Origin of the sequence: Halomonas sp., assembly GCF_033549285.1 — a bacterium.
In the GTDB taxonomy this organism is placed as follows: Bacteria; Pseudomonadota; Gammaproteobacteria; order Pseudomonadales; family Halomonadaceae; genus Halomonas.
This window is the reverse complement of the sequence record NZ_JAWSUJ010000024.1, coordinates 13,262-36,852: the sequence shown is the minus strand read 5'-3', so window position 1 is coordinate 36,852 and position 23,591 is coordinate 13,262. Positions and strand designations below refer to the sequence as shown.

The 23,591-nt window shown below is 69.5% G+C and carries 21 protein-coding genes; 8 read left to right on the top strand and 13 right to left on the bottom strand.

Annotated elements, in window-relative coordinates; all coding sequences use genetic code 11:
• Positions 1–10: 10 nt before the first annotated feature.
• From uvrB to SCI24_RS07530, 3 genes are all read right to left on the bottom strand, one after another.
• Entirely contained in the window at positions 11–2,035 is a 2,025-nt protein-coding gene (gene uvrB, locus SCI24_RS07540) for an excinuclease ABC subunit UvrB (RefSeq protein WP_318724807.1), read from the bottom strand.
• A gap of 65 nt (positions 2,036–2,100) precedes the next feature.
• Positions 2,101–2,526, bottom strand: coding sequence for an OsmC family protein (locus tag SCI24_RS07535; RefSeq protein ID WP_318724806.1), 426 nt, complete (start codon positions 2,524–2,526; stop codon positions 2,101–2,103).
• Positions 2,526–2,723 (bottom strand): hypothetical protein, encoded by a 198-nt coding sequence (locus tag SCI24_RS07530; RefSeq protein ID WP_318724805.1) that lies wholly within the window; start codon positions 2,721–2,723, stop codon positions 2,526–2,528. The genes SCI24_RS07535 and SCI24_RS07530 overlap by 1 nt, the downstream gene beginning before the upstream one ends.
• Before the next feature lie 147 nt (positions 2,724–2,870).
• Here SCI24_RS07530 and SCI24_RS07525 point away from each other — a divergent pair, with 147 nt between their 5' ends.
• Positions 2,871–3,908, top strand: coding sequence for a folate-binding protein (locus SCI24_RS07525; protein WP_318724804.1), 1,038 nt, complete (start codon positions 2,871–2,873; stop codon positions 3,906–3,908).
• Here the strand turns inward: SCI24_RS07525 and SCI24_RS07520 are convergent, their stop codons facing one another.
• The 5 genes from SCI24_RS07520 to dkgB form a co-directional block, all read right to left on the bottom strand.
• The gene (locus SCI24_RS07520; RefSeq protein ID WP_318724803.1) at positions 3,909–4,667 is read right to left on the bottom strand and encodes a TatD family hydrolase; all 759 of its coding nucleotides are present in this window, start codon (positions 4,665–4,667) and stop codon (positions 3,909–3,911) included. It abuts the gene before it with no gap.
• A 212-nt stretch (positions 4,668–4,879) separates the two neighbouring features.
• The gene (locus tag SCI24_RS07515; RefSeq protein ID WP_318724802.1) at positions 4,880–6,469 is read right to left on the bottom strand and encodes a peptide chain release factor 3; all 1,590 of its coding nucleotides are present in this window, start codon (positions 6,467–6,469) and stop codon (positions 4,880–4,882) included.
• A gap of 114 nt (positions 6,470–6,583) precedes the next feature.
• Positions 6,584–7,129, bottom strand: coding sequence for a DUF6647 family protein (locus SCI24_RS07510; protein ID WP_318724801.1), 546 nt, complete (start codon positions 7,127–7,129; stop codon positions 6,584–6,586).
• 107 nt (positions 7,130–7,236) lie between these two features.
• The gene (locus SCI24_RS07505; protein ID WP_318724800.1) at positions 7,237–7,902 is read right to left on the bottom strand and encodes an SDR family oxidoreductase; all 666 of its coding nucleotides are present in this window, start codon (positions 7,900–7,902) and stop codon (positions 7,237–7,239) included.
• Between the two features lie 25 nt (positions 7,903–7,927).
• Entirely contained in the window at positions 7,928–8,737 is an 810-nt protein-coding gene (dkgB, locus tag SCI24_RS07500; protein ID WP_318724799.1) for a 2,5-didehydrogluconate reductase DkgB, read from the bottom strand.
• A 176-nt stretch (positions 8,738–8,913) separates the two neighbouring features.
• Here dkgB and ftsH point away from each other — a divergent pair, with 176 nt between their 5' ends.
• Positions 8,914–10,761, top strand: a complete 1,848-nt coding sequence (gene ftsH / locus SCI24_RS07495; RefSeq protein ID WP_318724798.1) for an ATP-dependent zinc metalloprotease FtsH — start codon at positions 8,914–8,916, stop codon at positions 10,759–10,761.
• Here ftsH and SCI24_RS07490 read toward each other — a convergent pair.
• From SCI24_RS07490 to SCI24_RS07480, 3 genes are all read right to left on the bottom strand, one after another.
• The gene (locus tag SCI24_RS07490; protein WP_318724797.1) at positions 10,743–12,065 is read right to left on the bottom strand and encodes an erythromycin esterase family protein; all 1,323 of its coding nucleotides are present in this window, start codon (positions 12,063–12,065) and stop codon (positions 10,743–10,745) included. The genes ftsH and SCI24_RS07490 overlap by 19 nt on opposite strands.
• Before the next feature lie 72 nt (positions 12,066–12,137).
• Complete coding sequence (locus SCI24_RS07485; protein WP_318724796.1) at positions 12,138–15,269, bottom strand: efflux RND transporter permease subunit; 3,132 nt, start codon at positions 15,267–15,269, stop codon at positions 12,138–12,140.
• A complete protein-coding gene (locus tag SCI24_RS07480; protein ID WP_318724795.1) occupies positions 15,266–16,504 on the bottom strand; it encodes an efflux RND transporter periplasmic adaptor subunit in 1,239 nt (412 codons plus the stop codon). Before SCI24_RS07480 ends, SCI24_RS07485 begins: the two co-directional genes overlap by 4 nt.
• Before the next feature lie 166 nt (positions 16,505–16,670).
• On the opposite strand from SCI24_RS07480, the gene SCI24_RS07475 reads away from it, so the two are divergent.
• Both SCI24_RS07475 and SCI24_RS07470 read left to right on the top strand, forming a co-directional pair.
• Positions 16,671–17,942 (top strand): ATP-binding protein, encoded by a 1,272-nt coding sequence (locus tag SCI24_RS07475; RefSeq protein WP_318724794.1) that lies wholly within the window; start codon positions 16,671–16,673, stop codon positions 17,940–17,942.
• A 42-nt stretch (positions 17,943–17,984) separates the two neighbouring features.
• Positions 17,985–18,524, top strand: a complete 540-nt coding sequence (locus tag SCI24_RS07470) for a response regulator transcription factor (RefSeq protein ID WP_318724792.1) — start codon at positions 17,985–17,987, stop codon at positions 18,522–18,524.
• A gap of 155 nt (positions 18,525–18,679) precedes the next feature.
• On the opposite strand, the gene SCI24_RS07465 is transcribed toward SCI24_RS07470, so the two are convergent.
• Together SCI24_RS07465 and hybE are read right to left on the bottom strand one after the other, a co-directional pair.
• Positions 18,680–19,450: a 3-hydroxybutyrate dehydrogenase gene (locus tag SCI24_RS07465; protein ID WP_318724791.1), complete on the bottom strand. Its 771-nt coding sequence runs from the start codon at positions 19,448–19,450 to the stop codon at positions 18,680–18,682.
• Positions 19,451–19,571: 121 nt separating this feature from the next.
• Complete coding sequence (gene hybE, locus SCI24_RS07460; RefSeq protein ID WP_318724790.1) at positions 19,572–20,006, bottom strand: [NiFe]-hydrogenase assembly chaperone HybE; 435 nt, start codon at positions 20,004–20,006, stop codon at positions 19,572–19,574.
• 111 nt (positions 20,007–20,117) lie between these two features.
• Here hybE and SCI24_RS07455 point away from each other — a divergent pair, with 111 nt between their 5' ends.
• The 4 genes from SCI24_RS07455 (at position 20,118) to SCI24_RS07440 (ending at position 23,563) form a co-directional block, all read left to right on the top strand.
• On the top strand, positions 20,118–20,936 hold the full coding sequence (locus tag SCI24_RS07455) for an inositol monophosphatase family protein (protein WP_318724789.1): 819 nt from the start codon (positions 20,118–20,120) through the stop codon (positions 20,934–20,936).
• Between the two features lie 130 nt (positions 20,937–21,066).
• Positions 21,067–21,336 (top strand): GrxA family glutaredoxin, encoded by a 270-nt coding sequence (locus tag SCI24_RS07450; protein WP_106230942.1) that lies wholly within the window; start codon positions 21,067–21,069, stop codon positions 21,334–21,336.
• Entirely contained in the window at positions 21,333–22,412 is a 1,080-nt protein-coding gene (locus SCI24_RS07445; RefSeq protein ID WP_318724816.1) for a bifunctional enoyl-CoA hydratase/phosphate acetyltransferase, read from the top strand. Before SCI24_RS07450 ends, SCI24_RS07445 begins: the two co-directional genes overlap by 4 nt.
• Entirely contained in the window at positions 22,409–23,563 is a 1,155-nt protein-coding gene (locus tag SCI24_RS07440; protein ID WP_318724788.1) for an acetate/propionate family kinase, read from the top strand. The genes SCI24_RS07445 and SCI24_RS07440 overlap by 4 nt, the downstream gene beginning before the upstream one ends.
• Positions 23,564–23,591 lie beyond the last annotated feature (28 nt).

Sequence of the window (23,591 nt, the reverse complement as noted above, 5' to 3'; positions counted from 1 at the left end):
CGGGCGCCCGTCAGGCGGAACCCAGGAGCAGCTGGCGCTCCTTGAGCTCATGCAGACGGTCGCGCAGCCGGGCGGCCTCCTCGAACTCCAGGTTCTGCGCCGCCTCGTGCATCCCGTCCTCGGTTCGCGAGATCTCCTTGATCAGCTCGCTTGGCGACAGCTCCGCGGGGTCGTAGAGGGCCTCGCGCTCGGCCACCTTGCGTTCGCCCTTGCGCCCCTTCTTCTTCCCGGGCGTCTGGGCGGCCTCCATGATGTCGGCCACCGAGCGCGTCACCGTGGTCGGCGTGATGCCGTGGGCCGCATTATGGGCGATCTGCTTGTCGCGACGGCGCTGGGTCTCGTCCATGGCGCGGCGCATGGAGTCGGTGATCCGGTCGCCGTAGAGGATCGCCTTGCCGTGGGCGTTGCGTGCCGCCCGGCCCATGGTCTGGATCAGCGAGCGCTCGTTGCGCAGGAAGCCCTCCTTGTCGGCATCGAGGATCGCCACCAGGGAGACCTCGGGAATGTCGAGCCCCTCGCGCAGCAGGTTGATCCCCACCAGGACGTCGAACTTGCCCAGGCGCAGGTCACGGATGATCTCCACCCGCTCCACGGTGTCGATGTCCGAGTGCAGGTAGCGCACCCGCACGTCGTGCTCATCCAGGTACTCGGTGAGGTCCTCGGCCATGCGCTTGGTGAGGGTGGTGACCAGCACCCGCTCACCCACCTCGCTGCGCAGGCGGATCTCCGAGAGCAGGTCGTCCACCTGGGTGGAGGCCGGGCGCACCTCGATCTCGGGGTCCAGCAGGCCGGTGGGGCGCACCACCTGTTCCACCACCTGGCCGGCATGCTCGGCCTCGTAGGGCCCGGGCGTGGCCGAGACGAAGATGGTCTGCGGACAGATGCGCTCCCACTCCTCGAACTTCATCGGCCGGTTGTCGAGCGCCGAGGGCAGCCGGAAGCCGTACTCCACCAGCGTCTCCTTGCGCGAGCGGTCGCCCTTGTACATGCCGCCCACCTGGGGAACGCTGACGTGGCTCTCGTCGATGAACAGCAGGGCATCACTGGGCAGGTAGTCGAAGAAGGTCGGTGGCGGCTCGCCGGGGTTGCGCCCGGAGAGGTAGCGCGAGTAGTTCTCGATGCCGTTGCAGTAGCCGAGCTCGAGCATCATCTCGATATCGTATAGGGTGCGCTGCTCCAGGCGCTGGGCCTCGACCAGCCTGTCGTGCTTGCGCAGCCAGTCCAGCCGCTCCACCAGCTCCGCCTTGATCGCGTCGATGGCGCCGAGGATGGTCTCCCGGGGCGTGACGTAGTGTGACTTGGGGTAGATGGTCATGCGCGGCACCCGGCCCCGCACCTCGCCGGTGAGCGGGTCGAAGAGGCTGATGGTGTCGATCTCGTCATCGAAGAGCTCGACGCGGACCGCCTCGTCCTCGGCGTCGGCCGGGAAGATGTCGATGACATCGCCGCGCACCCGGTAGGTGCCACGCCTGAAGTCCATGTCGTTGCGCGTGTACTGCAGCTCCGCCAGGCGACGCAGGAACTTGCGCTGGTCGATCAGCTCGCCGCGGGTGAAGTGCAGGCGCATCTTCAGGTACTGGTCGGGATCCCCCAGGCCATAGATCGCCGACACCGAGACCACGATGATGGCGTCGCGACGCTCCAGCAGCGCCTTGGTGGCCGAGAGGCGCATCTGCTCGATATGGTCGTTGATCGAGGCATCCTTCTCGATGAAGGTGTCTGACGAGGGCACGTAGGCCTCGGGCTGGTAGTAGTCGTAGTAGGAGACGAAGTACTCCACGGCGTTGTCGGGAAAGAACGCCTTGAACTCGCCGTAGAGCTGCGCCGCCAGGGTCTTGTTGGGCGCCATGACGATGGTGGGGCGCTGCAGGCGCTCGACCACGTTGGCCATGGTGAAGGTCTTGCCGGAGCCGGTCACCCCGAGCAGCGTCTGGTGCGCCAGCCCCGACTCCAGCCCGCTGACCAGTTCCCGGATGGCGGTGGGCTGGTCGCCGGCGGGCTGGAACTTGGACTGCAGACGGAAGGGCTTGCTCATGGCGGCTCCAGGGACGGGGCGGGCGCCTGGGCGGCGCCCGGGGTAAGACATGCTCTGGCCCGGGATCAGGCCTCGGCGGTGCTATCGACGGTGCGGGTGGTCACCTCCACGGTGGACGTGGTCATCAACCGGTGGATCGGGCACTTGTGGCTGATCTCCTCCAGGCGAGCCCGCTGCTCGGGGTCCTCGATGCCATGGAAGGTCATCGCCACGTCGAGCCGGTAGGTCCCGTGGCGCTCCTCGCTGTCGTCCCGGTTGACCGTCACGCTGACGCCCGTCAGCGGCCACTTCTTGCGCCGGGCATACATCTGCGAGGTGATCGCCTTGCAGGCACCGAGCGAGAGGTCGAAGTAGTCATGGGGGTCCGGGGCACTCCCCTCGCCGCCATAGGCCTCGTCCACGTCGACGAAGAGGTCGTCGAAACCGTCAAGCTCGACCCGCTGGCGATAGATATGGTTGCGCTCACTGACGACTTCAATGGTCTTCTTCATCACTTGACCTCGATACCCAGATTGAGAGATTGCACCGCCTCGATAAGCGCCTCGCGCCTGACGCGCCCCTCCACCTCGGCTCCGTGGCGGCCGACCTCGACACTGTCGACGCCGTCCAGCATCATCAGGGCGGTGGTGATGCGATTGACCTGGTCGGCGTTCTCGACGCCCTGGAAGTTCAATGACTGATGGGCCATGGGCGGCTCCTGACGCGGCATGAATGAGCGGGAAGGCCCGAGTCTAGCATGCCACCGGAGCGCCAGGCAGCGCCTTGCAATGCCGCCTCCCCGCCCGCACCTAGTGAACATGACCAAGCCTGACGCCGAACCCAGAGGAGCCCGGAGATGATGGATTGGATCGCTGCCACCGGCGGTCGGCAGGAGGCCGAATATCGGGTGACCTTCGAGACCCCCGATGGGCCGCGGCTGGCCCTGGACAGCACCGTGATGACGCCCCTCGCCCACCTCGGGGTGCTGGACGTCGAGGGCCCCGATGCCGAGACCTTCCTGCAGGGCCAGACCAGCGCCCAGCTCTCGCTGGCCGACGGCGACCTCGCCCCGCTGACCTGCTTCTGCACGCCCAAGGGGCGGATGCTGGCCAATGCGCAGCTGCTGCGCGTCGCCCCGGTCCACTACCGACTGGTGATGCACGCCAGCCTGGTGGGCTCGCTGGCCGAGCACCTGAAGAAGTTCGCCCCCTTCTACAAGGTCGAACTGCACGAACGCGACGACCTGGCCCTGCTGGGGCTGATCGGCCACGAGGCCGCGGCACTGGCCGAGGTGCGCTTCGACCTCCTGCCGCCCCGACCCTGGCACCAGGCCGGGGATGAGCAGCACCAGCTGCTGGCGCATCCCGGACCGCGGCCACGCCTGCTGGCCTGCCTGCCGGCCGATGGGGCCGAGGAGGCCTGGAACTGGCTGAAGGCGCACGCCACGCCGGTCGACAACGCGGTGTGGCGCCTGCATGACATCCAGTCGGGCCTGGCCTGGCTCGAGACCGACCAGCGCGACACCTACCTGCCACAGATGCTCAACTGGGAGGCTCTCGGCGGCATCAGCTTCAAGAAGGGGTGCTATACCGGCCAGGAGGTGGTCGCCCGGGCGCACTTCCGCGGCCAGGTCAAGAAGCGGCTGGTGCGTGCCCAGCTCGACGGCGGCCTGCTGCCGGAGCCCGGCAGCGCCATCGAGGACGCCGACGACCGGCGCCTCGGCGAGGTGCTCTGTGCCGAACTGGACGCCTATGGCGAGGCCGAGGTGCTGGCGGTGATGAGTACCCGGGAGCCCGCCCTGCCGCTGCGCTGCGCCGGCCAGAAGCTCAAGCTGCTCAAGCTGCCCTACCCCGTCGAGCGCCTGGACCCGGAGAGCCTGGCGGAAGGGACATAGTCAGCAGCTGAACAGGCGGCGGGCAGTGGCGGTGCAGTCCGTCGCCACCCTGTCCACGTCCTGACCTCGCAGCCTGGCCACCACCCGGCAGACCTCCGCCACCCGTGCCGGCTCGTTGCGCTCGCCTCGGTGGCCCGCCAGCGGCATGTCGGGGCTGTCGGTCTCGAGCACATAGCCATCGTCGGGCAGGCTCTCCACCGCCCGCTGCAGGCGTTTCGCCCGCTCGAAGGTCACCGCGCCGCCCAGGCCGACGAGAAACCCCAGGTCGAGGAACTTGCTGGCCTGCTCCGGAGACCCGGCGAAGGCGTGGATCAGCCCGCCGGCGGGGAGCGCCAGCTGACGCAGGCGCTTGGCCACCTGGTCGTTGGCCCGCACGCAGTGGATCACCACCGGCAGCGCCCTCACCTTGGCCAGGCAAAGCTGGGCATCGAACAGCCGCCACTGGTCGTCCAGGGTATCGGCGAAGCGGGCATCGATGCCGCACTCGCCCACTGCCAGCACCTGCGGATGCTCGTCCAGCGCCGCCTCCAGCGCCGCCAGGTCCCCCTCGCAATGCTCGTCCATGAAGTACGGATGGAGCCCCAGGCAGACGCTGACGTCGTCCCGCTCCCCCAGCGCCAGCACTTTGGGCCAGCGGGTCCGGGTGGTGCCCGGCACCACGAAATGCGCCACGCCCATCGCCCTGGCCCGCTCGATCACCGCCTCGCGGTCGGTATCGAAGTCGGGGAAGTCCAGATGGCAGTGGGCGTCGATGAGCATGGAGACAAGCTACAAGGAGCAAGGAGCAAGGAGCAAGGAAAAAACACCAGCCTTGCTGAGCGCTCGAAGCGAGGGGCGACGGGGGCGGGCCGAAGAGGAGGTCCTATGCCAGGGATGGCATCGGTAGCGCCCAGGGAGGGGTTCACAGCGCCTCCTCGAAGAGCCCGCCGCCGGATCAGCCACGAGCGATCCGGCGACATGCAGCCAAAGCTTCAATGCTCCCGGGTGGGCTGGAAGCGAATCTCCGGCCAGCGCTCCTGGGTCATCTGCAGGTTCACGCGCGTCGGGGCGATGTAGGTCAGGTAGCCGCCGCCGTCGATGGCCAGGTTGGTGCTCGCCTTGCGCTTGAACTCCTCGAGCTTCTTGGCGTCGTCGCTGTAGATCCAGCGGGCGGTGTTGACGTTCACCCCTTCATAGACACAATCGACCTTGTACTCCTCCTTGAGGCGGTGGGCGACCACGTCGAACTGCAGGGTGCCCACGGCGCCCAGTATCAGGTCGTTGTTGTCTAGCGGCATGAACACCTGGGTGGCACCCTCCTCGGAGAGCTGCTGCAGGCCCTTCTGCAGCGCCTTCATCTTCAGCGGGTCCTTGAGGCGCACGCGCTTGAAGAGCTCCGGGGCGAAGTGCGGGATGCCGGTGAAACGCATGTCCTCGCCCTGGGTGAAGGTGTCGCCGATCTGGATGGTGCCGTGGTTGTGCAGGCCGATGATGTCGCCGGGCCAGGCCTCCTCCACCTGGGAGCGGTCCGAGGCCATGAAGGTCAGGGCATCGGCAATCTTGACGTCCTTGCCGATGCGCACGTGGCGCATCTTCATGTTCTTCTCGTACTTGCCCGAGCAGACCCGCAGGAAGGCGATGCGATCCCGGTGGTTGGGGTCCATGTTGGCCTGGATCTTGAAGACGAAGCCGGTGAAGCGCTCGTCATCGGCCTCCACCGTGCGGGTATCGGTCTCCCGCGGCTGGGGCGGCGGGGCGTACTCGACGAAGCCGTCGAGCATCTCGCGCACCCCGAAGTTGCCCATGGCGGTCCCGAAGTAGACCGGCGACAGCTCGCCCCGCAGGTAGGCCCCGTGGTCGAACTCATGGGAAGCGCCACGCACCAGTTCCACCTCCATGCGCAGCTCCTCGGCCTGCTCCTCGCCGAGCACCGAATCCACCTCGGGATTGTCGAGCCCTTCGATGCGCCGGTCGTCGGGGATCTGGCTGCCCTGCCCCTGTGTGTAGAGGTGAATCACGTCGTTGTGGAGGTGATAGACGCCCTTGAAGTGGCGGCCCATGCCGATCGGCCAGGTCATGGGGGCACACTGGATGTTCAGCACCTCCTCGACCTCGTCCATCACCTCGACGGGATCGCGGACATCGCGGTCCATCTTGTTGATGAAGGTGAGGATCGGCGTGGTGCGCAGGCGACACACCTCCATCAGCTTGATGGTCCGCGCCTCGACGCCCTTGGCGCCGTCGATCACCATCAGCGCCGAGTCCACCGCGGTCAGGGTGCGGTAGGTATCCTCGGAGAAGTCCTCGTGGCCGGGCGTGTCGAGCAGGTTGACGATGCGCCCGCCGTAGGGGAACTGCATCACCGAGGTGGTCACCGAGATGCCGCGCTCCTGCTCCATCTTCATCCAGTCGGAGGTGGCGTGGCGGTCGTTGCGCTTGCTCTTCACCGAACCGGCCATCTGGATGGCGTTGCCGAACAGCAGCATCTTCTCGGTGATGGTGGTCTTGCCTGCGTCGGGGTGCGAGATGATCGCAAAGGTGCGTCGAAGCCCGACTTCACGGGCCAGGGTGGGGTTTGACATCAATGCAGTGCCTGGTCAGGACTCGAATGGGATCTCGAATAGGCGACCATGATACCGCGACAGCCGGTGGCTCTGCACCCCGCACCACCCGCAGGCACGGCTCAGTGCTCGCCCCTATCGGGGACAACGATCGATGATGAGCAGGGTCCTTTCATCGATCCCCAGCGTCACCAGGGGGTCCGAGACCCCCGCTTCCCTGAGCCAGCGTAGCTGCAGCCGGTAGGCTTCCCCCTCGAGGATGCCACGGGTCCTGAAGCCGATATCCTCTGCATTGTGGACCTGGAAATGGTGGACCAGCTCATGAAGCAGATAACTCCTGTCGACGAGATCGTCACTCTCGAATTCGGTATCGAGATAGATGATCTTCTCGGCAGGGTCATAGGCCCCCTTGACCAGGGTCCCCCGTTGCTCCGGAAAGTCGGGAAAGCAACGCTGCTGAAGCCGGGACTGACTCTCGAACAGGATTCCCGGTATCGGCGGTTCCCGGTAGTCCGTCCGCGCGGCCAGCCAGGCACTCAGCTCCCTGACCTGAGGCTCAAGGGAAAACGGTTGCCTGGCGTCCGGGAGGGCAGGCGCCGACGATACAGGAAGGGGAACGGCCAGCAGAATGGTGCAAAGCAGCCAGCCCGCCCGCCGGCAACGCCTGCATAAGGTGTCCATCACCGCAGTCTAGCCGACCCTGGCAGCCCAGGGAGAAAAAGCCCCGGTCGAGCCGCGAAAACGACGACCGGTCCTCGAAATCCTCCGATCCTGGTCGTGAGTGTCGTCTACCAGGGCAGTGACTCGCCGTTGCTGTGCCAGAAGCCGCCGCTGGTCGCCAGTGTAAGGGCCGCGATGCGCTCGGCGATGCCCGCGGCGGCCTGCTCCGGGGTGATCAGGCCGCCGAAGTTGACCATCCGCGTCTGCACGTAGCCTGGATGCAGCTGGGCAACGGCGATGCCCCGCGGGGCCAGGTCCACCGCCAGCGACTTGCCGAAGGCGTTCAGCGCCGCCTTGGAGGCGCGGTAGCCATAGCGGCCGCCGGAGTCGTTGTCGGCGATGGAGCCCATGCGACTGGTGATGTTGGCGACCTTGGCGCCCTCGCCCAGGCACGGCAGCAGCGCCTCGGTCACCCGCAGCGGGGCATAGGCATTGACCTCCATCTGGGCGCGGATGGCGTCGAAATCGAGCGCCCCCAGCGACTCGTCGTGAAGCATGCCGGCATTGTTGATCAGCAGGTCCAGCGGCTGGTCGGCGAGCGCCTCGGCGAGCCGGGCGACATCCCCCTCCCGGGTGACGTCGATACCGTCGATGACCCGATCGGCCACCTCCGTGAGCTCGGGGGAGGCGTGGCGGCAGACACCGATCACCCGCCAGCCTGCCTGGTGGTAGTGGCGCGCCAGCGCCAGTCCGACGCCGCGATTGGCGCCGGTGACCAGTACGATGGAAGCCATGTCGTCTCCTCTCGAAGGGCCGGGATCAGTCCCAGGCCGGGGCGAAGTCCGGGTCGGCGATGCGCTCGCCGCGATCCAGGCCGGCGATGGCCTCGAGTTCGTCCTCGTCCAGGGTAAGGTCGAGCGCCGCCAGGTTGCCCCCCAGGTGCTCGCGACGGGTGGACGACGGGATGGACACCACGCCACGCGACCGGGTCCAGGCCAGGGCCACCTGGGCCGGCGTGACGCCATGGGCCTCGGCGATGCCCTTCAGGGTGTCGTCCTCCAGTACCTTGCCCACGGCCAGCGGCATGTAGCCGGTCACCGTCAGGCCGCGTGCCTGGCAGTGCTCGACTACCGCGCGGTTCTGCAGGAAGGGGTGCACCTCGACCTGATTGGTCAGCAGCGCCTGCGGGCCGAGGATCTCCAGGGCCCGGTCGAGCTGGGCGATGGTGAAGTTGGAGACCCCGATGTGGCGTGCCTGGCCGGCCTGCTGCACCTCGCGCAGGGCCGTCAGGGTGTCGGCCATGGGCACGGCATCGTCCGGCGAGGGCCAGTGGATCAGCAGCAGGTCGACGTAGTCGGTGCCGAGCCTCTCCAGGCTCTCCCGGACGCTCGCCTTCAGGGATTCGGGCTCGAGGCGGTCGTGCCACACCTTGGTGGTGAGGAAGAGTTCCTCCCGGGGCACCTCGCTCTCGGCGATGGCCGCGCCCACGTCCTGCTCGTTGTCGTACATCTGGGCGGTGTCGATGTGGCGAAACCCGAGCGCCAGGGCATCGTGGATCACCCGCTTGAGGGTGTCGCCCTGGAGGCGAAAGGTCCCGAGGCCGGGATTGGGCAGTGTCGGGGTGCTCATAAGATCTCCTTCTCGTGTCAGGGTGTCGATGCGACTCCCTCCTAGATGCGGCGGTCCAGGCGGGACTTCAAGGGCCGGCATGCCTCGGGGCCGTCCCGCCCGCCGAGCCTGGCCTACACTGATGGCCATCATCGGGCATCGCGATCTCCTCCGCGGCCACGGGAAAAGGACCCGGCATGGAACCCAATCACCGCTTCAACGTGACCTATCTGATCATCGCCGTGATGCTCTTCCTGACCTTCCAGAGCGTCTATCGCGACTGGCAGACCACCGAGCCCATTCCCTACTCGGAATTCACCCGGCTGCTGGAGGAGGGACAGATCGCCGAGGTGCAGGTCGGCGACGACCGCCTCACCGGCACCTTCACCGCCCCCCTGCCCGACGGGCGCACCGCCTTCACCACCAACCGCGTCCCGCCCGACCTGGCCGACCAGCTGGCACAGCACGACGTCACCTTCAACGGCCGCCCGGCGAGTCCCTTCCTCACCGTCCTGCTCTCCTGGTTCCTGCCGCTGGTACTGCTGTTCGCGATCTGGTCGCTGCTGATCCGCCGGATGACCGGCGGCGGCGGGATCGGCGGCATGATGTCCATCGGCAAGTCCAAGGCCAAGGTCTACGTGGAGACCTCCACCAAGGTCACCTTCGAGGATGTCGCCGGGGTCGACGAGGCCAAGAACGAGCTCCAGGAGGTGGTGGCCTTCCTGCGTGACCCCGAGCGCTACGGCCGGCTCGGCGCCCATATCCCCAAGGGCATCCTGCTGGTCGGCCCGCCGGGCACCGGCAAGACGCTGCTGGCCCGGGCCGTGGCGGGGGAAGCCGGGGTACCCTTCTTCTCCATCTCCGGCTCGGAGTTCGTCGAGATGTTCGTCGGCGTCGGCGCCGCGCGGGTCCGCGACCTCTTCGAGCAGGCCGGCAAGGCCAAGCCCTGCATCATCTTCATCGACGAACTGGACGCCCTGGGCCGTGCCCGGGGGCCGGGCGGCATGAGCGGCCAGGACGAGAAGGAGCAGACGCTCAACCAGCTGCTCTCCGAGCTCGACGGCTTCGACCCCTCCACGGGCATCGTGCTGCTCGCCGCCACCAACCGGCCGGAGATCCTCGACCCCGCCCTGCTGCGCGCCGGCCGCTTCGACCGCCAGGTGCTGGTCGACCGTCCCGAGCGCAAGGGCCGCCGGCAGATACTCGAGGTGCATATCGGCCGGATCCGCTCGCTGGCCGCCGACGTGGACCTGGACCATATCGCCTCGCTGACCCCCGGCTTCACCGGGGCAGACCTTGCCAACCTGGTCAACGAGGCCGCCCTGCTGGCGACCCGCCGGGACAGCGAGGAGGTGGCCATGGAGGACTTCACCAACGCCATCGAGCGCATCGTCGCCGGCCTGGAGAAGAAGAGCCGCCTGCTCAACGACCACGAGCGGTCCGTGGTGGCCCATCACGAGATGGGCCACGCCCTGGTGGCCGCCTCCCTGCCGGGCATGGACCCGGTGCACAAGGTCTCGATCATCCCCCGCGGCGTCGGCGCGCTGGGCTACACCATCCAGCGGCCCACCGAGGACCGCTTCCTGCAGACCGTCAGCGACCTGAAATACCGCATGGCCGTGCTGATGGGCGGCCGTGCCGCCGAACGGCTGATCTTCGACGAGATCTCCACCGGCGCCGCCGACGACCTGGCCAAGGTCACCGAGATCGCCCGTGACATGGCGACCCGTTTCGGCATGGCGGACGAGGCCGGCCAGGTGGTCTACGAGAAGGACCGCCAGGCCTTCCTGGGCGACGTCTACGGCACCAGCCAGCAGCATGACTACTCCGAGGCCACCGCCCGGGAGATCGACCTCGCGGTGCGCCAGCTGGTGGACGAGGCCTACGCCCTGGCCCGTGAGACCCTCGCCGCCCGTCGCCAGGACCTGGAGGCCGGCGCCGCCCTGCTGCTCGAGCGCGAGACGCTCACCGCCGACGAGTACCCGCCGATGAAGCCCTCGCTCCCCGCCGAGAAGACTTCCCCCCCTCAGACCCCGAAGGGATAGGTGTCGGGGATCGCCTCGCGCTGCCAGCTCGATCCCGGCGCCAGCGGCTCGACGGCCGTGGTCTCGTCCAGGTGGTAGAGCGCATCGAACTGCTCGGCCAGGCGGGCGTGGAAATAGTGGCTGGGCCGCTCGGTCTCGGGACGATAGATCACCCCGATCGCCCGTTCCAGCAGGCTCTCCTTCAAGGGCTCGGCCCGCGCCGGCGATAGGGGCAGGTAGAAGCGGTCGAGACCACTCCGGTGGAAGAGATGCTCGACGCTGCCCGCAAGCGAGGGCCGTACCCAGCGGTGCTCGGCGGGCCCATCCCAGTCGCGGGCGGCCGTGACATGGCCGGTATGGGTGGTGAAGCCCACCAGCACCACCCGATCGTCGCCAAAGCGCTGTCGCGCCAGCTGGCCGACGTTGTGCTGTCCCTGGCGCCAGCCCATCTCGGTGGCACGAGCGTCGCCCTGGTGGGAGTTGTGGGCCCACACCACCACCTTGCCGGTCCCCCCCTGTCGGCGCAGGTGGTCGTGAAGTTCGGCAAGGGTCTCGGTCATGTGGCTGTCACGCAGGTTCCAGGTATCGACCCGGGCGCCGAACATGGCCCGGTAATAGGCCTCGGCATTGACCACCACCCGGGCGTTCTGCTCGGCGAAGAACTGCGCGTCGACCGCCCGGCGACCGTCCGCCTCGAGGTAGTCGGCAGCCCGCTCCATCAGCCGGACCTGCAGGCCCACGGCCGCCCGCTCGCAGGAGGGGCTAAGGCCGAAGGCCACGTTGCGCCCGTAGTGGAAGGGGTCGCCGCGATGGTCGAGACAGGCATAGCTCCGGCGGGCCACCTCGGCCTGCTCGGGGTCGACGCGCGCCAGGTAGTCGATCACCGCCTCGGCCGAGCGATGCAGGCTATAGAGGTCCATACCGTGGAAGCCAACCTTCGTCGCCAGCGGCTGGCGGGCATTGTGACGGCGCAGCCAGGCGATGAAATCGCGCACCTCATGGTTGCACCACATCCAGTGGGGAAAGCGCTGGAAGTCCGCGAAGGCCTCGTCCAGGGAATCCTCGCCCCCGCCACGCACGTAGCGGTCGAGGCGCAGGGCATCGGGCCAGTCGGCCTCCACCAGCACCGCCTCGAAGCCCTTCTCCTCGATCAGCCGCCGGCTGATCGCCGCGCGCAGGCGATAGAACTCGGCCGTGCCGTGGGAGGCCTCGCCGAGCAGCACGAAGGGCCGCTCGCCGACCCGTTCCAGCAGCGCGTCATGGTCGCTGGCGCGGTCGTCCAGCCGCAAGGCGAGCTCACGGACACAGGCAAGCGGGGTCGTCATGACAGGCACCTCCAGGTGAACGCAGCGAAGACCTCGCTGACAGTCTAGCCCCGGCGGCGCCGGACGGCAGGCTCATGCCCGCTGCTGATCGGTGGGCACGTCCTCGCTGCGCCCGAGGCGCTCGCGCAGCCGCTCCAGGTAGCTGAGCAGCACCGGGATCACGGCGAGCACCAGCAGGGTCGAGAAGGCCAGGCCGAAGGCGATGGAGACCGCCATGGGGATCAGGAACTGGGCCTGCAGCGAGGTCTCGAAGAGCAGTGGCAAAAGGCCGCCGATGGTGGTCAAGGAGGTGAGCAGCACGGCGCGCACGCGCTGCACCACTGCCTCGTTGAGCGCCGCCTCGATGGCCAGCCCCTGGTGACGCTGGTGGCGGTAGAAGGCCACCAGGATGATGGCGTTGTTGACCACGATGCCCGAGAGGCCGAAGAGCCCGAACAGCGAGAGCATGGTCAGGTCGAGGCCCAGCAGCCAGTGTCCCAGCAGGGCCCCGACCAGCGCCAGCGGGATGATCGCCATGACGATCAGCGGCAGGCTCCAGGAGGCGAAGACCCAGGCCAGCACCACGTACATCAGCCCCAGGCCGATCATCAGCCCGGTGCGCATGTCGGCGAAGGTCTCGCGCTGGTCGGCGGCTCGCCCCTCGAAGCTGTAGCGCAGGCGGTGGGTGCTGGCCAGGCTCGGCAGCACCTGCGCGGAGACGGCTTCGAGCACGCGCTCGGCGGAGGTCGTCTCGGTGTCGAGCTCGGCGGTGACCTCCACCGCCAGGCGACCGTCGGCATGGCGCAGCGCCTCGAGACCCTGGCGATGGTCCAGGGCCATCACCTGGTCGAGCGGCACGAAGCGCCCGTCGGGGACGCGCACGCTGAGCCGCGACAGGGTCGCCAGACGCTCGCGCTGCGCCCGGGGCAGCAGCACCCTCACCTCGATCTCGTCGGCGCCGTCCTGGTAGATCTGCACCAGCCGGCCATCGAAGGCGTCCCGGAGCTGCCGGCCGAGCTCGGCGGTGGTCAGCCCCAGGGCCTCCCCCCGGGCGTTCACCCGGTAGATCAGCTGTTCTCGCCCCCAGGGCATGTCGTCCTCGGTGTCGAGCACGCCGGGCAGCTCGCGCAGCGAGCGGGAGAGCGACTCGGCGGCAGCCTTGAGGGCACCGGCCTCCTCGCCGGTCAGGCGGATGTTGACGTCCTTGCCGGGCGGGCCCGCGGCACGCTCGCTGATGGTCAGGTTCTCCAGCCCCGCCGGTTCGGCGAGACGCGAGCGCCAGGCGCGGATGAACTCGGCATTGCGCACGTCGCGGTCGTCCGAGGGGGTAAGCTCCACCATCATCGAACCGAGGTTGTCGCCGCTGCGGGCCTGCATGCCGCTGGCGAGCGTCGCCCCGTGGCGGGTCACGGCGTGCTGGACCAGGCTGCCCCCCAGGGCCTGCTCGGTCTCCTCCAGGGCCGCCTGCAGGCGCGCCAGCAGCCCATCGACGCGCGCGCTGTCGGTGCCCGCCACGAAGCTGGCATTGGCGTAGAGCACGTTGGGCTCGGGCGTGGGGAAGAAGTTGAACGCCAGGCGCCCGCCGGCCAGCAGGCCCAGGGTGAAGAGCACCACCGCCACGGCCGAGGCCAGGGTAGCGCCGCGGTGACGCAGGGTCAGCGCCGAGAAACGCCGGAAGGGCCCCTCGCGAAAGCGCTCGAAGGCCGCCTCGAAGCGCTCGCGCGGCCGCGACAGCGGGTGGCGCCGCGGCGTCCGGCCCGGCACGAAGGCGTTGCGCAGGTGGGCCGGCAGCACCACGAAGCACTCCAGCAGCGAGGCGATGAGCACGCAGATCATGATCACCGGGATGTCGCCGAGGATGTTGCCGATCACGCCCCCCACCAGCAGCAGCGGCATGAAGGCGGCCACCGTGGTCAGTGACGAGGCCAACACCGGCCAGAACATGCGCCTGGCCGCCCCCTCGGAGGCGTGACGGGGCGGCTCACCCAGGCGGAAGTGGGCGTCGGCATCCTCGCCCACCACGATGGCGTCGTCGACGATCACCCCTAGGGCCATGATCAGCGCGAACAGCGAGATCATGTTGATCGACCCGCCGATCCCCCAGAACACCGCCATGGCCGCCATGAAGGCCGTGGGAATGCCGATGGCCACCCACAGCGCCACCCGGACGGGCAGGAAGAAGTAGAGCAGCAGCAGGACCAGCACCAGGCCACCCAGACCGTTGCTGATCAGCAGCCCGATACGGTCGGCGATCAGCTGCCAGGTCTCGTCGTGGACCTCCAGCGACACGCTGGGCGGCAGCTGGGGACGGGTCTCTGCCAGCCAGTTCTCCAGCACCTCGGCGGCGGCCAGGGAGTTGCCGTCCTCGCTTCGCTGCAGCATCAGCTCCACCGCCGGATGGCCGTCGCGGCTCAGGGTCACCTGCTGCTCGCGTGACTCCTGGCGAATGGTGGCGATATCGCCCAGCCGCAGCTGCACCCGTTCGCCGCTGAGCACCGGCAGGTCGGCGAAGGCGCGCTCGTCGCGGCGCTGCTCCACGGCACGCAGCTCGCGGGTGCTGTCCTGCTGGCCGAGCAGCCCCGCCGGCAGGTCCCGGGACATGCCCTCGATTCGCTCGGCGATCTGGGCGAGGCTCAGCTGCAGCCCCTGGAGCCGCTCCGCGGGCACCTCGATGCTGATCTGCTGCTCGGGCAGGCCGCTGATCTCCACCCGGTCGATGCCCCGCTGCAGCAGCTGGTCCTCGAAGCGGTTCGCCAGGTGACGCAGCTCCTCGTGGCTCACCGCGCCATGCACCAGCAGCCGGGCCACCGGCTCGTAGCGGGCGGCCCGGGCGACCCTTGGGGCCTCGGCGTCGGCCGGCAGGTTGGTGAACTCGTCGACCTGCTGGCGCACGTCGTCCAGGGCCAGGATCGGATCGCTGCCCTCGTTGAACTCCAGGGTGATGCTGGAGATCCCCTGGGCCGAGGTGGAGGTCATCCGCTTGAGGCCATCGAGGCTGCGCAGGCGCTGCTCGAGGGGCACGGTGATGCCCTGCTCGATGTCCTCCGCCGAGGCGCCGCTCCATACCGTGCGTACGCTGACCACGTCCAGGGCGAAGGTGGGGAAGAACTGGATGTTCATGCGCGACAGGCCCAGCACCCCGCCGAGCAGCATCATCAGCATGACCAGGTTGGCGGCGACCCGGTGGTGGACGAAGAAGCCGATCAGGCCGCGCCGTCGGCTCATGGCCGCCCCTCGTCATCGGCATCGGCGGTCTCGACCCGCAGGCCCTGGAGGGCATTGGGCAGGTGGGTGGTGATCACCCGGTCGCCCTCAGCGAGGGCCTCGCCGCTGACCAGCGCCCAGCGCTCCCCGTCGTCGCGGAGCACCTCGCCGTGACGGGTCACCGACAGGCGCCGCATCCGGCCCTCGTCGTCCATCAGGTAGAGGGCATCGTTGCCATACAGGGCGCTGTCGGGGACGGCCACGCTGTCGGGCACCGGGGGCCTCACCAGCGACACGGCCAGCAGGCTGCCGGGCCGCAACCCCGCCCCGCCGGCCTCGAGGCGGAAGATCGCCTCGGTGCCCGCGGGGTCGCTCTCCCCCGCCAGCCCGACCAGCGCGAAGCGGGCGCCGCCCTCGCCGGTGGCCTCGAGCCGCTCGTTCCCGGCCAGTGCATCGAGCAACTCGGCCTGGTGGCGTTGGGGAATGCGCGCCCGCAGCTCCAGCCCCTCCTCGGGGTAGACGCTGAGCAGCTCGCCGCGGGCGGCCACCTGGTCGCCCGGGGCCACCCGGATGCGTGTGACGATGCCATCGAAGGGCGCCTCGACGCGGCTGCGCTCGGCATCGCGACGGGCGGCGGCCAGGGCTGCCGAGGCGCGCGCCAGGCCGGCCTCCAGGCCCTCGAGGCGGGCGGGATGCTCGGCGATGGCGCGCTCCCGGGCCGCCACCGTCACCCGGGCCCGGGCCAGCTCGTTGCGGGCCGCGTCCAGGTCTGACTGGGAGGCGAGGTTGCGCCCCACCAGGGAGCGGGTGCGCTCGAGCTGGCGACGGGCGGTCTCGAGCAGCTCCCGCTCGCGCTCCAGGGTGGTGAGGTCGCTGTCGTGGCGCACCCGTTCGCTGGAAATCTGGGCCCGGCGATCGGCCACCTCGGCCTCGGCCTGGGCCAGCGGGGGGCGGACATCCGCCTCGTCCAGGGCCACCAGCAGCTCGCCGCGGGCGACCTTCTGCCCCTCGCGCACCGGTCGCTCGGCGATCCGTCCGGCCAGCGGCGCGGTGACGGTGAGCATCTCGGGGGCCGTCACCTCGCCGTAGAGCGGCAGGACCGGGGCATGGCGGCCGGGCGCGGCCACCAGGGTCTCGACCCGCCAGCTGCGCTCCTCCGGAATGACGCTGGGACTCTCCGGCCGGGTGGCTCGCAGCCACAGGAAGGCCGCCACGCCGAGGGCCAGGATCAGCAGGGGAAGCAGGCGTCTGAGCATCGGGCTGGGATCCACCGGTCATATCAACAGGCCCCAATATACCGACATCGACCGCCGATTGTCGGCGCCCGTTGCCGATGGGCGACACTCTGCCCCAGGGGGCACGCCCGGGCACGGCATCGCCCGGATCGGGTATCATCGGGCCAACTCAATCCACGGAGTCGCCATGCCAGCCGCCCTGCCCCTGCCGCTCTCCACGCCCAACCGCAACCTGGTGCGGCTGACCATCGTGCGCGGCATCACCTGGACCGGCTTCCTGGCCGCGATCATCATCGGCATCGAGGTGCTGGGCTTCTCGCTGGAGGTGCCGGCGGTGATCGCGGTGATCGTCGCCATGGGAGCGATCAACATCGCCACCTGGTGGCGCATGGGCCGCCCCCGGGCGGTGACCCACGGCGAGTACCTGGTCCACCTGCTGATCGACGTGACGGGCCTGACGCTGCTGTTCTACTTCACCGGCGGCTCCCACAACCCCTTCATCAACTACTACCTGGTGCCGGTGACCATCGCCGCGGCGACCCTCCCCTGGCGGCATGCCTGGGTGATCGCCGCCGCCTCCATGGCCGCCTACAGCTTCCTGATGGTGGCCTATCAGCCGGTACCGCAATTCGCCCAGGGCCACGGTGGGGCGACCCTCAGCCTTCACGTGCTGGGCATGTGGCTCAACTTCGGGCTCTCGGCAGGGCTGGTCACCTTCTTCATCTACAAGATGGCCCGCGCCCTGCGCAGTCGCGACCAGGCGCTCTCGCGCACCCGCGAGGCCGCCCTGCGCAACGAGCAGGTGCTGGCCGTGGCCACCCAGGCGGCAGGCACCGCCCACGAGCTGGGTACCCCTCTCTCCACCATGGCGGTGCTGCTCAGCGAGATGCGCGAGGATGCCAGGGACCATCCGGACCTGATCCGGGACATCGAGCTGCTGCGCCAGCAGGTGGATACCTGCAAGGCGCGGCTGCGACACCTGGTGGAGAGTGCCGACCGACGGCGCATGGCCGAGCCCGAGGTACACGACGCCCAGGTCTGGCTGGCCGGGGTGGTCCAGCGCTGGCTGGTGCTGCGCCCCGATGTCAGCCACCAACTGGAGGTCGCCGAGCGACGCGGCCAGCCCTGGCTGGCGGTGGATGCCACCCTCGACCAGGCACTGACCAACCTGCTCAACAACGCCGCCGACGCCAACCCGGACGACATCACCATCCGGCTCGACTGGAACGCCGACGAGGTGATCATCGACATCCGCGACCATGGCCCCGGCGTGGCGATGTCCATCGCCGACCAGCTGGGCGAGACCTTCGTCTCCACCAAGAGCAAGGGACTGGGCATCGGCCTCTTCCTGACCCATGCCACCATCAATCGCTTCGGGGGCGGCGTGAGCCTGTACAATCACCCCGAGGGCGGCACCCTGACCGAGGTGACCCTGCCGCGTAGCCAGCCCAATCCCTGACACCCGACGGTTGACGGACCCCGTGACCCCTGCGAGGACAACATGCAAGAGACCGCCGAACGCCTGCTGATCATCGATGACGACGAGATGTTCTGCCACGTGCTCGACCGTGCCCTGAGCCGCCGGGGCTTCGAGGTGCTGGTGGCCCATGACGCCGCCCAGGCCCTCTCCCTGGCGCGCCGCCACCAGCCCCAGCTGGCCACCCTGGACCTCAAGCTGGAACACGAGTCGGGACTGAAGCTGCTGCCGGAACTGCTGGAGATCGTGCCGGCGTGTCGGGTGGTGGTGCTGACCGGCTACTCGAGCATCGCCACCGCGGTGGAGGCGATCAAGCTGGGCGCGGTGAACTACCTCTGCAAGCCGGCGGATGCCGACGAGGTACTGGTGGCCCTGTCCCGGGCGGAGGGCGACCCGGAGACCGAGGTGGCCGACAATCCGCCGTCGATCAACCGCATCACCTGGGAGCACATCCAGAAGGTGCTGCAGGAGCACGACGGCAACATCTCCGCCACCGCCCGCGCCCTGGGGATGCACCGCCGCACCCTGCAGCGCAAGCTGCAGAAGCGGCCGGTGAGGCGCTGACGCGGCCAAGCGGCCAAGCGGCCAAGCGGCCAAGCGGCCAAGCGGCCAAGCGGCCAAGCGGCCAAGCGGCCAGGATGTGATGCCGACGACCAGACGCAACCCCCGAGGCCACGGCCTCGGGGTTTGCTTGTCGCTCGGCGCTTGTAGCTTGGCCCTTACTGCGCCGTCCAGCCCAGGTCGATGTTCCAGCTCGCCCCGGTGACGGCACCGGCGAGGTCGGAGGCCAGGTAGCCGACCAGCTCGGCCACCTCATGGGGCTCGATAAGGCGCTTCACGGCCGCATTCTTGAGCATGATCTTCTCGATCACCTCCTGCTCCTCCATGCCGTGCATCCTCGCCTGGTCGGCGATCTGGTTGTCGACCAGCGGCGTCTTGACGTAGGCGGGACAGATGGCATTGGCGGTGATGCCCTGGCTGCCGCCCTCCAGCGCCGCGGTCTTGGTCAGGCCGATCATGCCGTGCTTGGCGCTGATGTAGGCCGACTTGCCCGGCGAGGCCACCTGGGCATGGACCGAGGCGATGTTGACGATGCGCCCCCAGCCGTTCTCGCGCATCGAGGGCCAGGCGGCCTGGGTGAGCAGGAAGGGCGCGGTGAGCATCAGGTCGATGATCTGTCGCCACTTCTCCTCCGGGAACTCCTCGATGGGCGAGACGTGCTGGATGCCGGCGTTGTTGACCAGGATGTCGACACGCCCGAAGCGCTTGACCGCCTCGGCCACCGCCGCCTTGCAGGCCTCGCCGTCGGTCAGGTCGGCCTGGAAGAAGGCGGCACCCGCCTGCTCGGCGACCTCCTTGCCGGCCGGATTGAAGTCCACGGCCAGCACCTGATGGCCCTGCTCGCAGAAATGGCGGACCACGGCCTCGCCGATGCCGCTGCTGGTGCCGGTGACCAGGGCGACGCGGGGGGTGGAAGCGTTAGCGGTCATGCATGACTCCTCTGTCCTGTGACCCGGGCCGGGGCGGCACCGGGCAGGCCCTCACGGGCCCGGGGTGGCATGGTCGATCTCCGCCACCAGCATAAGGCGGATGACGCAGCGCGTCATCCGCTCAGGCGGCCGGCGGGTCCGGCGTCATGACCCGCTCCATCAGCTGCTGGGCGAGACGGCTGCCCTCCTGCAGGGAGCCGACGTCGGAGAGGTCGTCGAGCAGCGCGCAGCGCCACCACCCGTCCGCCTCGCCCAGTGATTCGAACACGAAGGGGTAGCGTCCCGAGGGCAGCGCCAGCGTCAGCTCGGCGGCGGTGGGCCGCGGCGCGACCGGTTCGTCGAGGGCCAGGACCAGCGACAGCGAGACGGGCGTGACCAGGGCCCCGAGCAGCCCGCGGCGACCGTCCTCGAGCGAATGGGGCTGGAAGCAGAGGGCATCCACCCCCAGTCGCGGGTTGAAGCGGGGCTCGCGCTTGGCAGCCTTCAGGTGGCAGTGGCGCCAGGCCTCGGCCAGCTGGCGCAGCCGGGCATACTGGTCGGCGGTCAGGGCCTGCATGGAGTCCTCCAGGGCGACGGGGGCGCCAGTATAGCCGCCGCGGCAGGCATTCGGCAGGGGCAGGCCGAGCTGCTAGCATGGAGGGCCGTTTCCCCCTGCCGAGGAGCCGCCATGACCCCCGCCCAGCGACTGGAGATCGCCGTCGACATCGCCCACGAGGCCGGCCGGATGATCGTCGAGGCCCGTGAGCGCCAGGTCTTCGGCCATCGCTACAAGCATGGCCACGAGCTGGTCACCGATACCGACGTCGAGGTGGACACGCGCATCGGCGAGCGCCTCGAGCAGCACTTCGCCGGCGAGGCGCGGCTCAGCGAGGAGCTGGCCCCGGATCGCGAGGTACTGGCCAGCCCCCGGGCGCTATGGGTGGTCGATCCCATCGACGGCACGGTCAACTTCGCCCATGGCCTGCGCCATGTGGCGGTCTCCATCGGCTGGGCCAGCAAGGGCCGCACCCGGCTGGGGGTGGTGCATGCCCCCTTCCTGGGCGAGACCTTCACCGCGCTCGACGGCCAGGGGGCCTGGCGCAATGGCGAGGCGATCCATGCCAGCCGCACCACCGACATGGCACACGCCCTGGTGGGCACGGGCTTCCCCTACCGCCGCGACAGCCGCCCGCCGCTGATACGTCGCCTCACCGCCGTGCTGGCCCACTGCCAGGACGTGCGTCGCAACGGCTCGGCGGCCCTGGACCTGTGCGACGTGGCCTGCGGCCGACTGGATGCCTACTACGAGAGCGTCTCCCCCTGGGATTGCGCCGCCGGCTGGCTGATCGCCCGGGAGGCGGGCGCCCGCACCGGCCACCTCTATCCCGGGCCGGCGGGGATTCCCGAGGACCTCTACGGCGAGAACCTGCTGGTCACCAGTCCCGGCCTCCATGACGCGCTCGGCGACCTGCTGCGCCGGGCCGATGCCGGGGAGATCGACCTCTGAATGCCGCGATAGGAGGACGCCATCACCGCACAAGGGGCCGGCTATTGGCGAAACCTCGCCTGCTCGGTCACAATGGCAGGAAATCTTCCTCATCCCTCTTCACGCACCCTGCCGTGCAAGGAGTCGCTGCATGTTCGTCGTCATCTTCGGTCGCCCCGCCTGCCCCTTCTGCGACCGAGCCAAGGCCCTCGCCGCCCGGCTGGAGAGTGCCGGAGCCATCGAGGGTCACCGCTATGTCGATATCCATGCCGAAGGCATCACCAAGGCCGACATGGAGAAGACTATCGGCAAGCCGGTGCACACCGTGCCGCAGATCTTCGTCGACCAGACCCACGTCGGCGGTTTCACCGAGTTCGACCGCTACGTGCGTGACCAGGCCCTGCTGACCGTTTCCGGCTGAGCCCCAGGCCCTCGCCACCTGACGCCGCCATCCCGCCCGGGTGGCGGTGTCGTCGTCTGCGGCGGTGCTACCCTTGGAGCAGCCCCCCTGCCCCGGAGCCCTCCATGGACCGCCCCCTCACCGCCCCCGATCCCGACCGCCACTGGCACCAGACCGGCGCCCAGCACCGCCGGCTCATCGAGGCCACCCGCGACCTGTCGCCGCTGCGCACCGCGGTGGTCCACCCCTGCGATGCGCCCTCACTGGCCGGTGCCCTGGCCGCCTGGCGCGAGGGGTTGATCGAGCCGCTGCTGGTCGGCCCCCGGGCCCGCATCGAGGCCGCCGCCGATGAACTGGGCGAGACCCTCGACACCCTGAGGCTGATCGACACGCCCCACAGCCATGCCTCGGCGGAACGTGCCGTGCGCCTCGCCGCCGACGGAGAGGCGGAGGCGCTGATGAAGGGCGCCCTGCATACCGACGAACTGATGAGCGCAGCGGTCACCCGGCAGGCGGGTCTGCGTACCGAACGCCAGATGAGCCATGTCTACGCCCTGGACGTCCCCAGCTACCCGCGCCCGCTGCTGATCTCCGACGCCGCCCTGCACATCGCGCCGGACCTGGCCACCAAGGCCGACATCATCCAGAACGCCATCGACCTGGCCCGCGCCATCGGCATCGACCGCCCACGGGTGGCCGTGCTCTCGGCGGTGGAGACGGTACGCGCCACCCTGCCCTCCACCATCGAGGCCGCGGCGCTGTGCAAGATGGCCGAACGCGGCCAGATCGAGGGCGGCGTGCTCGACGGCCCGCTGGCCATCGACAACGCCGTCTCCCTGAGCGCCGCCCGCCAGAAGGGGCTCGACTCGCCGGTGGCGGGCCAGGCCGACATCCTGATCGCCCCGGACCTCGAGGCCGCCAACATGGTCGCCAAGCTGCTGATCCACCTGGCCGGTGCCCAGGCCGCGGGGCTGGTGGCCGGCGCCCGGGTGCCGATCATGCTCACCAGCCGCGCCGACGACGTGGAGACGCGGCTGGCCTCCGCCGCCCTGGCCCAGCTGCTGGTGCGCCGCCAGGCCGAGGCGGGCGCGTCATGAGCCGGGTTCTGGTCCTCAATGCCGGCTCGGCGACCCTCAAGTTCGGGCTCTACGATGAGATGGAGTGCCGGATGCGCGGCGTGGTGGAGCGCATCGGCGAGGCCCCGGCGCTGCGGCTGGTCAGCGGCGGGCTCGACGCCGAGGGCTTCGCCCCCACGGAGAGTGGCCACGCCGCCGTTGCCGAGGCGCTGCTCGACTGGCTGGGCACCCATTTCGACCTCGGGCAGCTCGCCGGCGTCGGCCACCGGGTGGTCCACGGCGGCACCCGACTGGCCGAGCCGGTCCGCCTGGATTCCGACCGACTGGCCTACCTGGAAGGCCTGGAGCCCCTGGCCCCCCTGCACCAGCCCCAGTCGCTGTCGATCATTCGCGACCTGCTGTCACGCCACCCGACCCTGCCCCAGGTGGCCTGCTTCGACACCGCCTTCCACCGCACCCAGCCGCGGGTCCGGCAGCTCTTCGCCCTGCCGCGGCATCTCGCCGACGAGGGGGTGCTTCGCTACGGCTTCCACGGCCTCTCCTACGCCCACGTGGCCCGTCAGCTGCCGGCCGTGGTCGGCGAGGCGGCCGCCCGGGGCCGGGTGGTGGTGGCCCATCTGGGCCAGGGGTGCAGCCTCTGCGCACTGGAGAACGGCCGCAGCGTGGCGACGTCGATGGGCTTCACGGCGCTCGACGGCATGATGATGGGCAGCCGCTGTGGCCGCCTCGATCCCGGCGTGGTGCTCTACCTGCAGCAGCGGGGCATGAGCGTCGCCGAGGTGGAGCGGATGCTCTACCACGACAGCGGCCTGCTCGGCGTCTCGGGGATCTCCGCCGACATGCGCGACCTGCTGGAGAGCCACTCGCCCCATGCCGAGGAGGCGGTGGCGCTGTTCATCGACCGGCTGCTGGGGGAGATCGGCGCCCTGGTGGCGCTGCTCGGTGGCCTCGATGCACTGGTCTTCACCGGTGGCATCGGCGAGCACGCCGCCGAGATCCGTGGTCGCACTCTCCACGCCATGGAATGGCTCGGCATCCGCCTCGACGGGCCGGCCAATGCCCGCCATGCCCTGCGCATCGACGCCGGGCGAGGCCCGGCCGTGGCCGTGATTCCCACCGACGAGGAGGGCGAGATGGCCCGCGGTACCCTCGCCTGCCTCGACCCGAGGTGACCCTGCCACGACGAACGTCTTCCCCGCG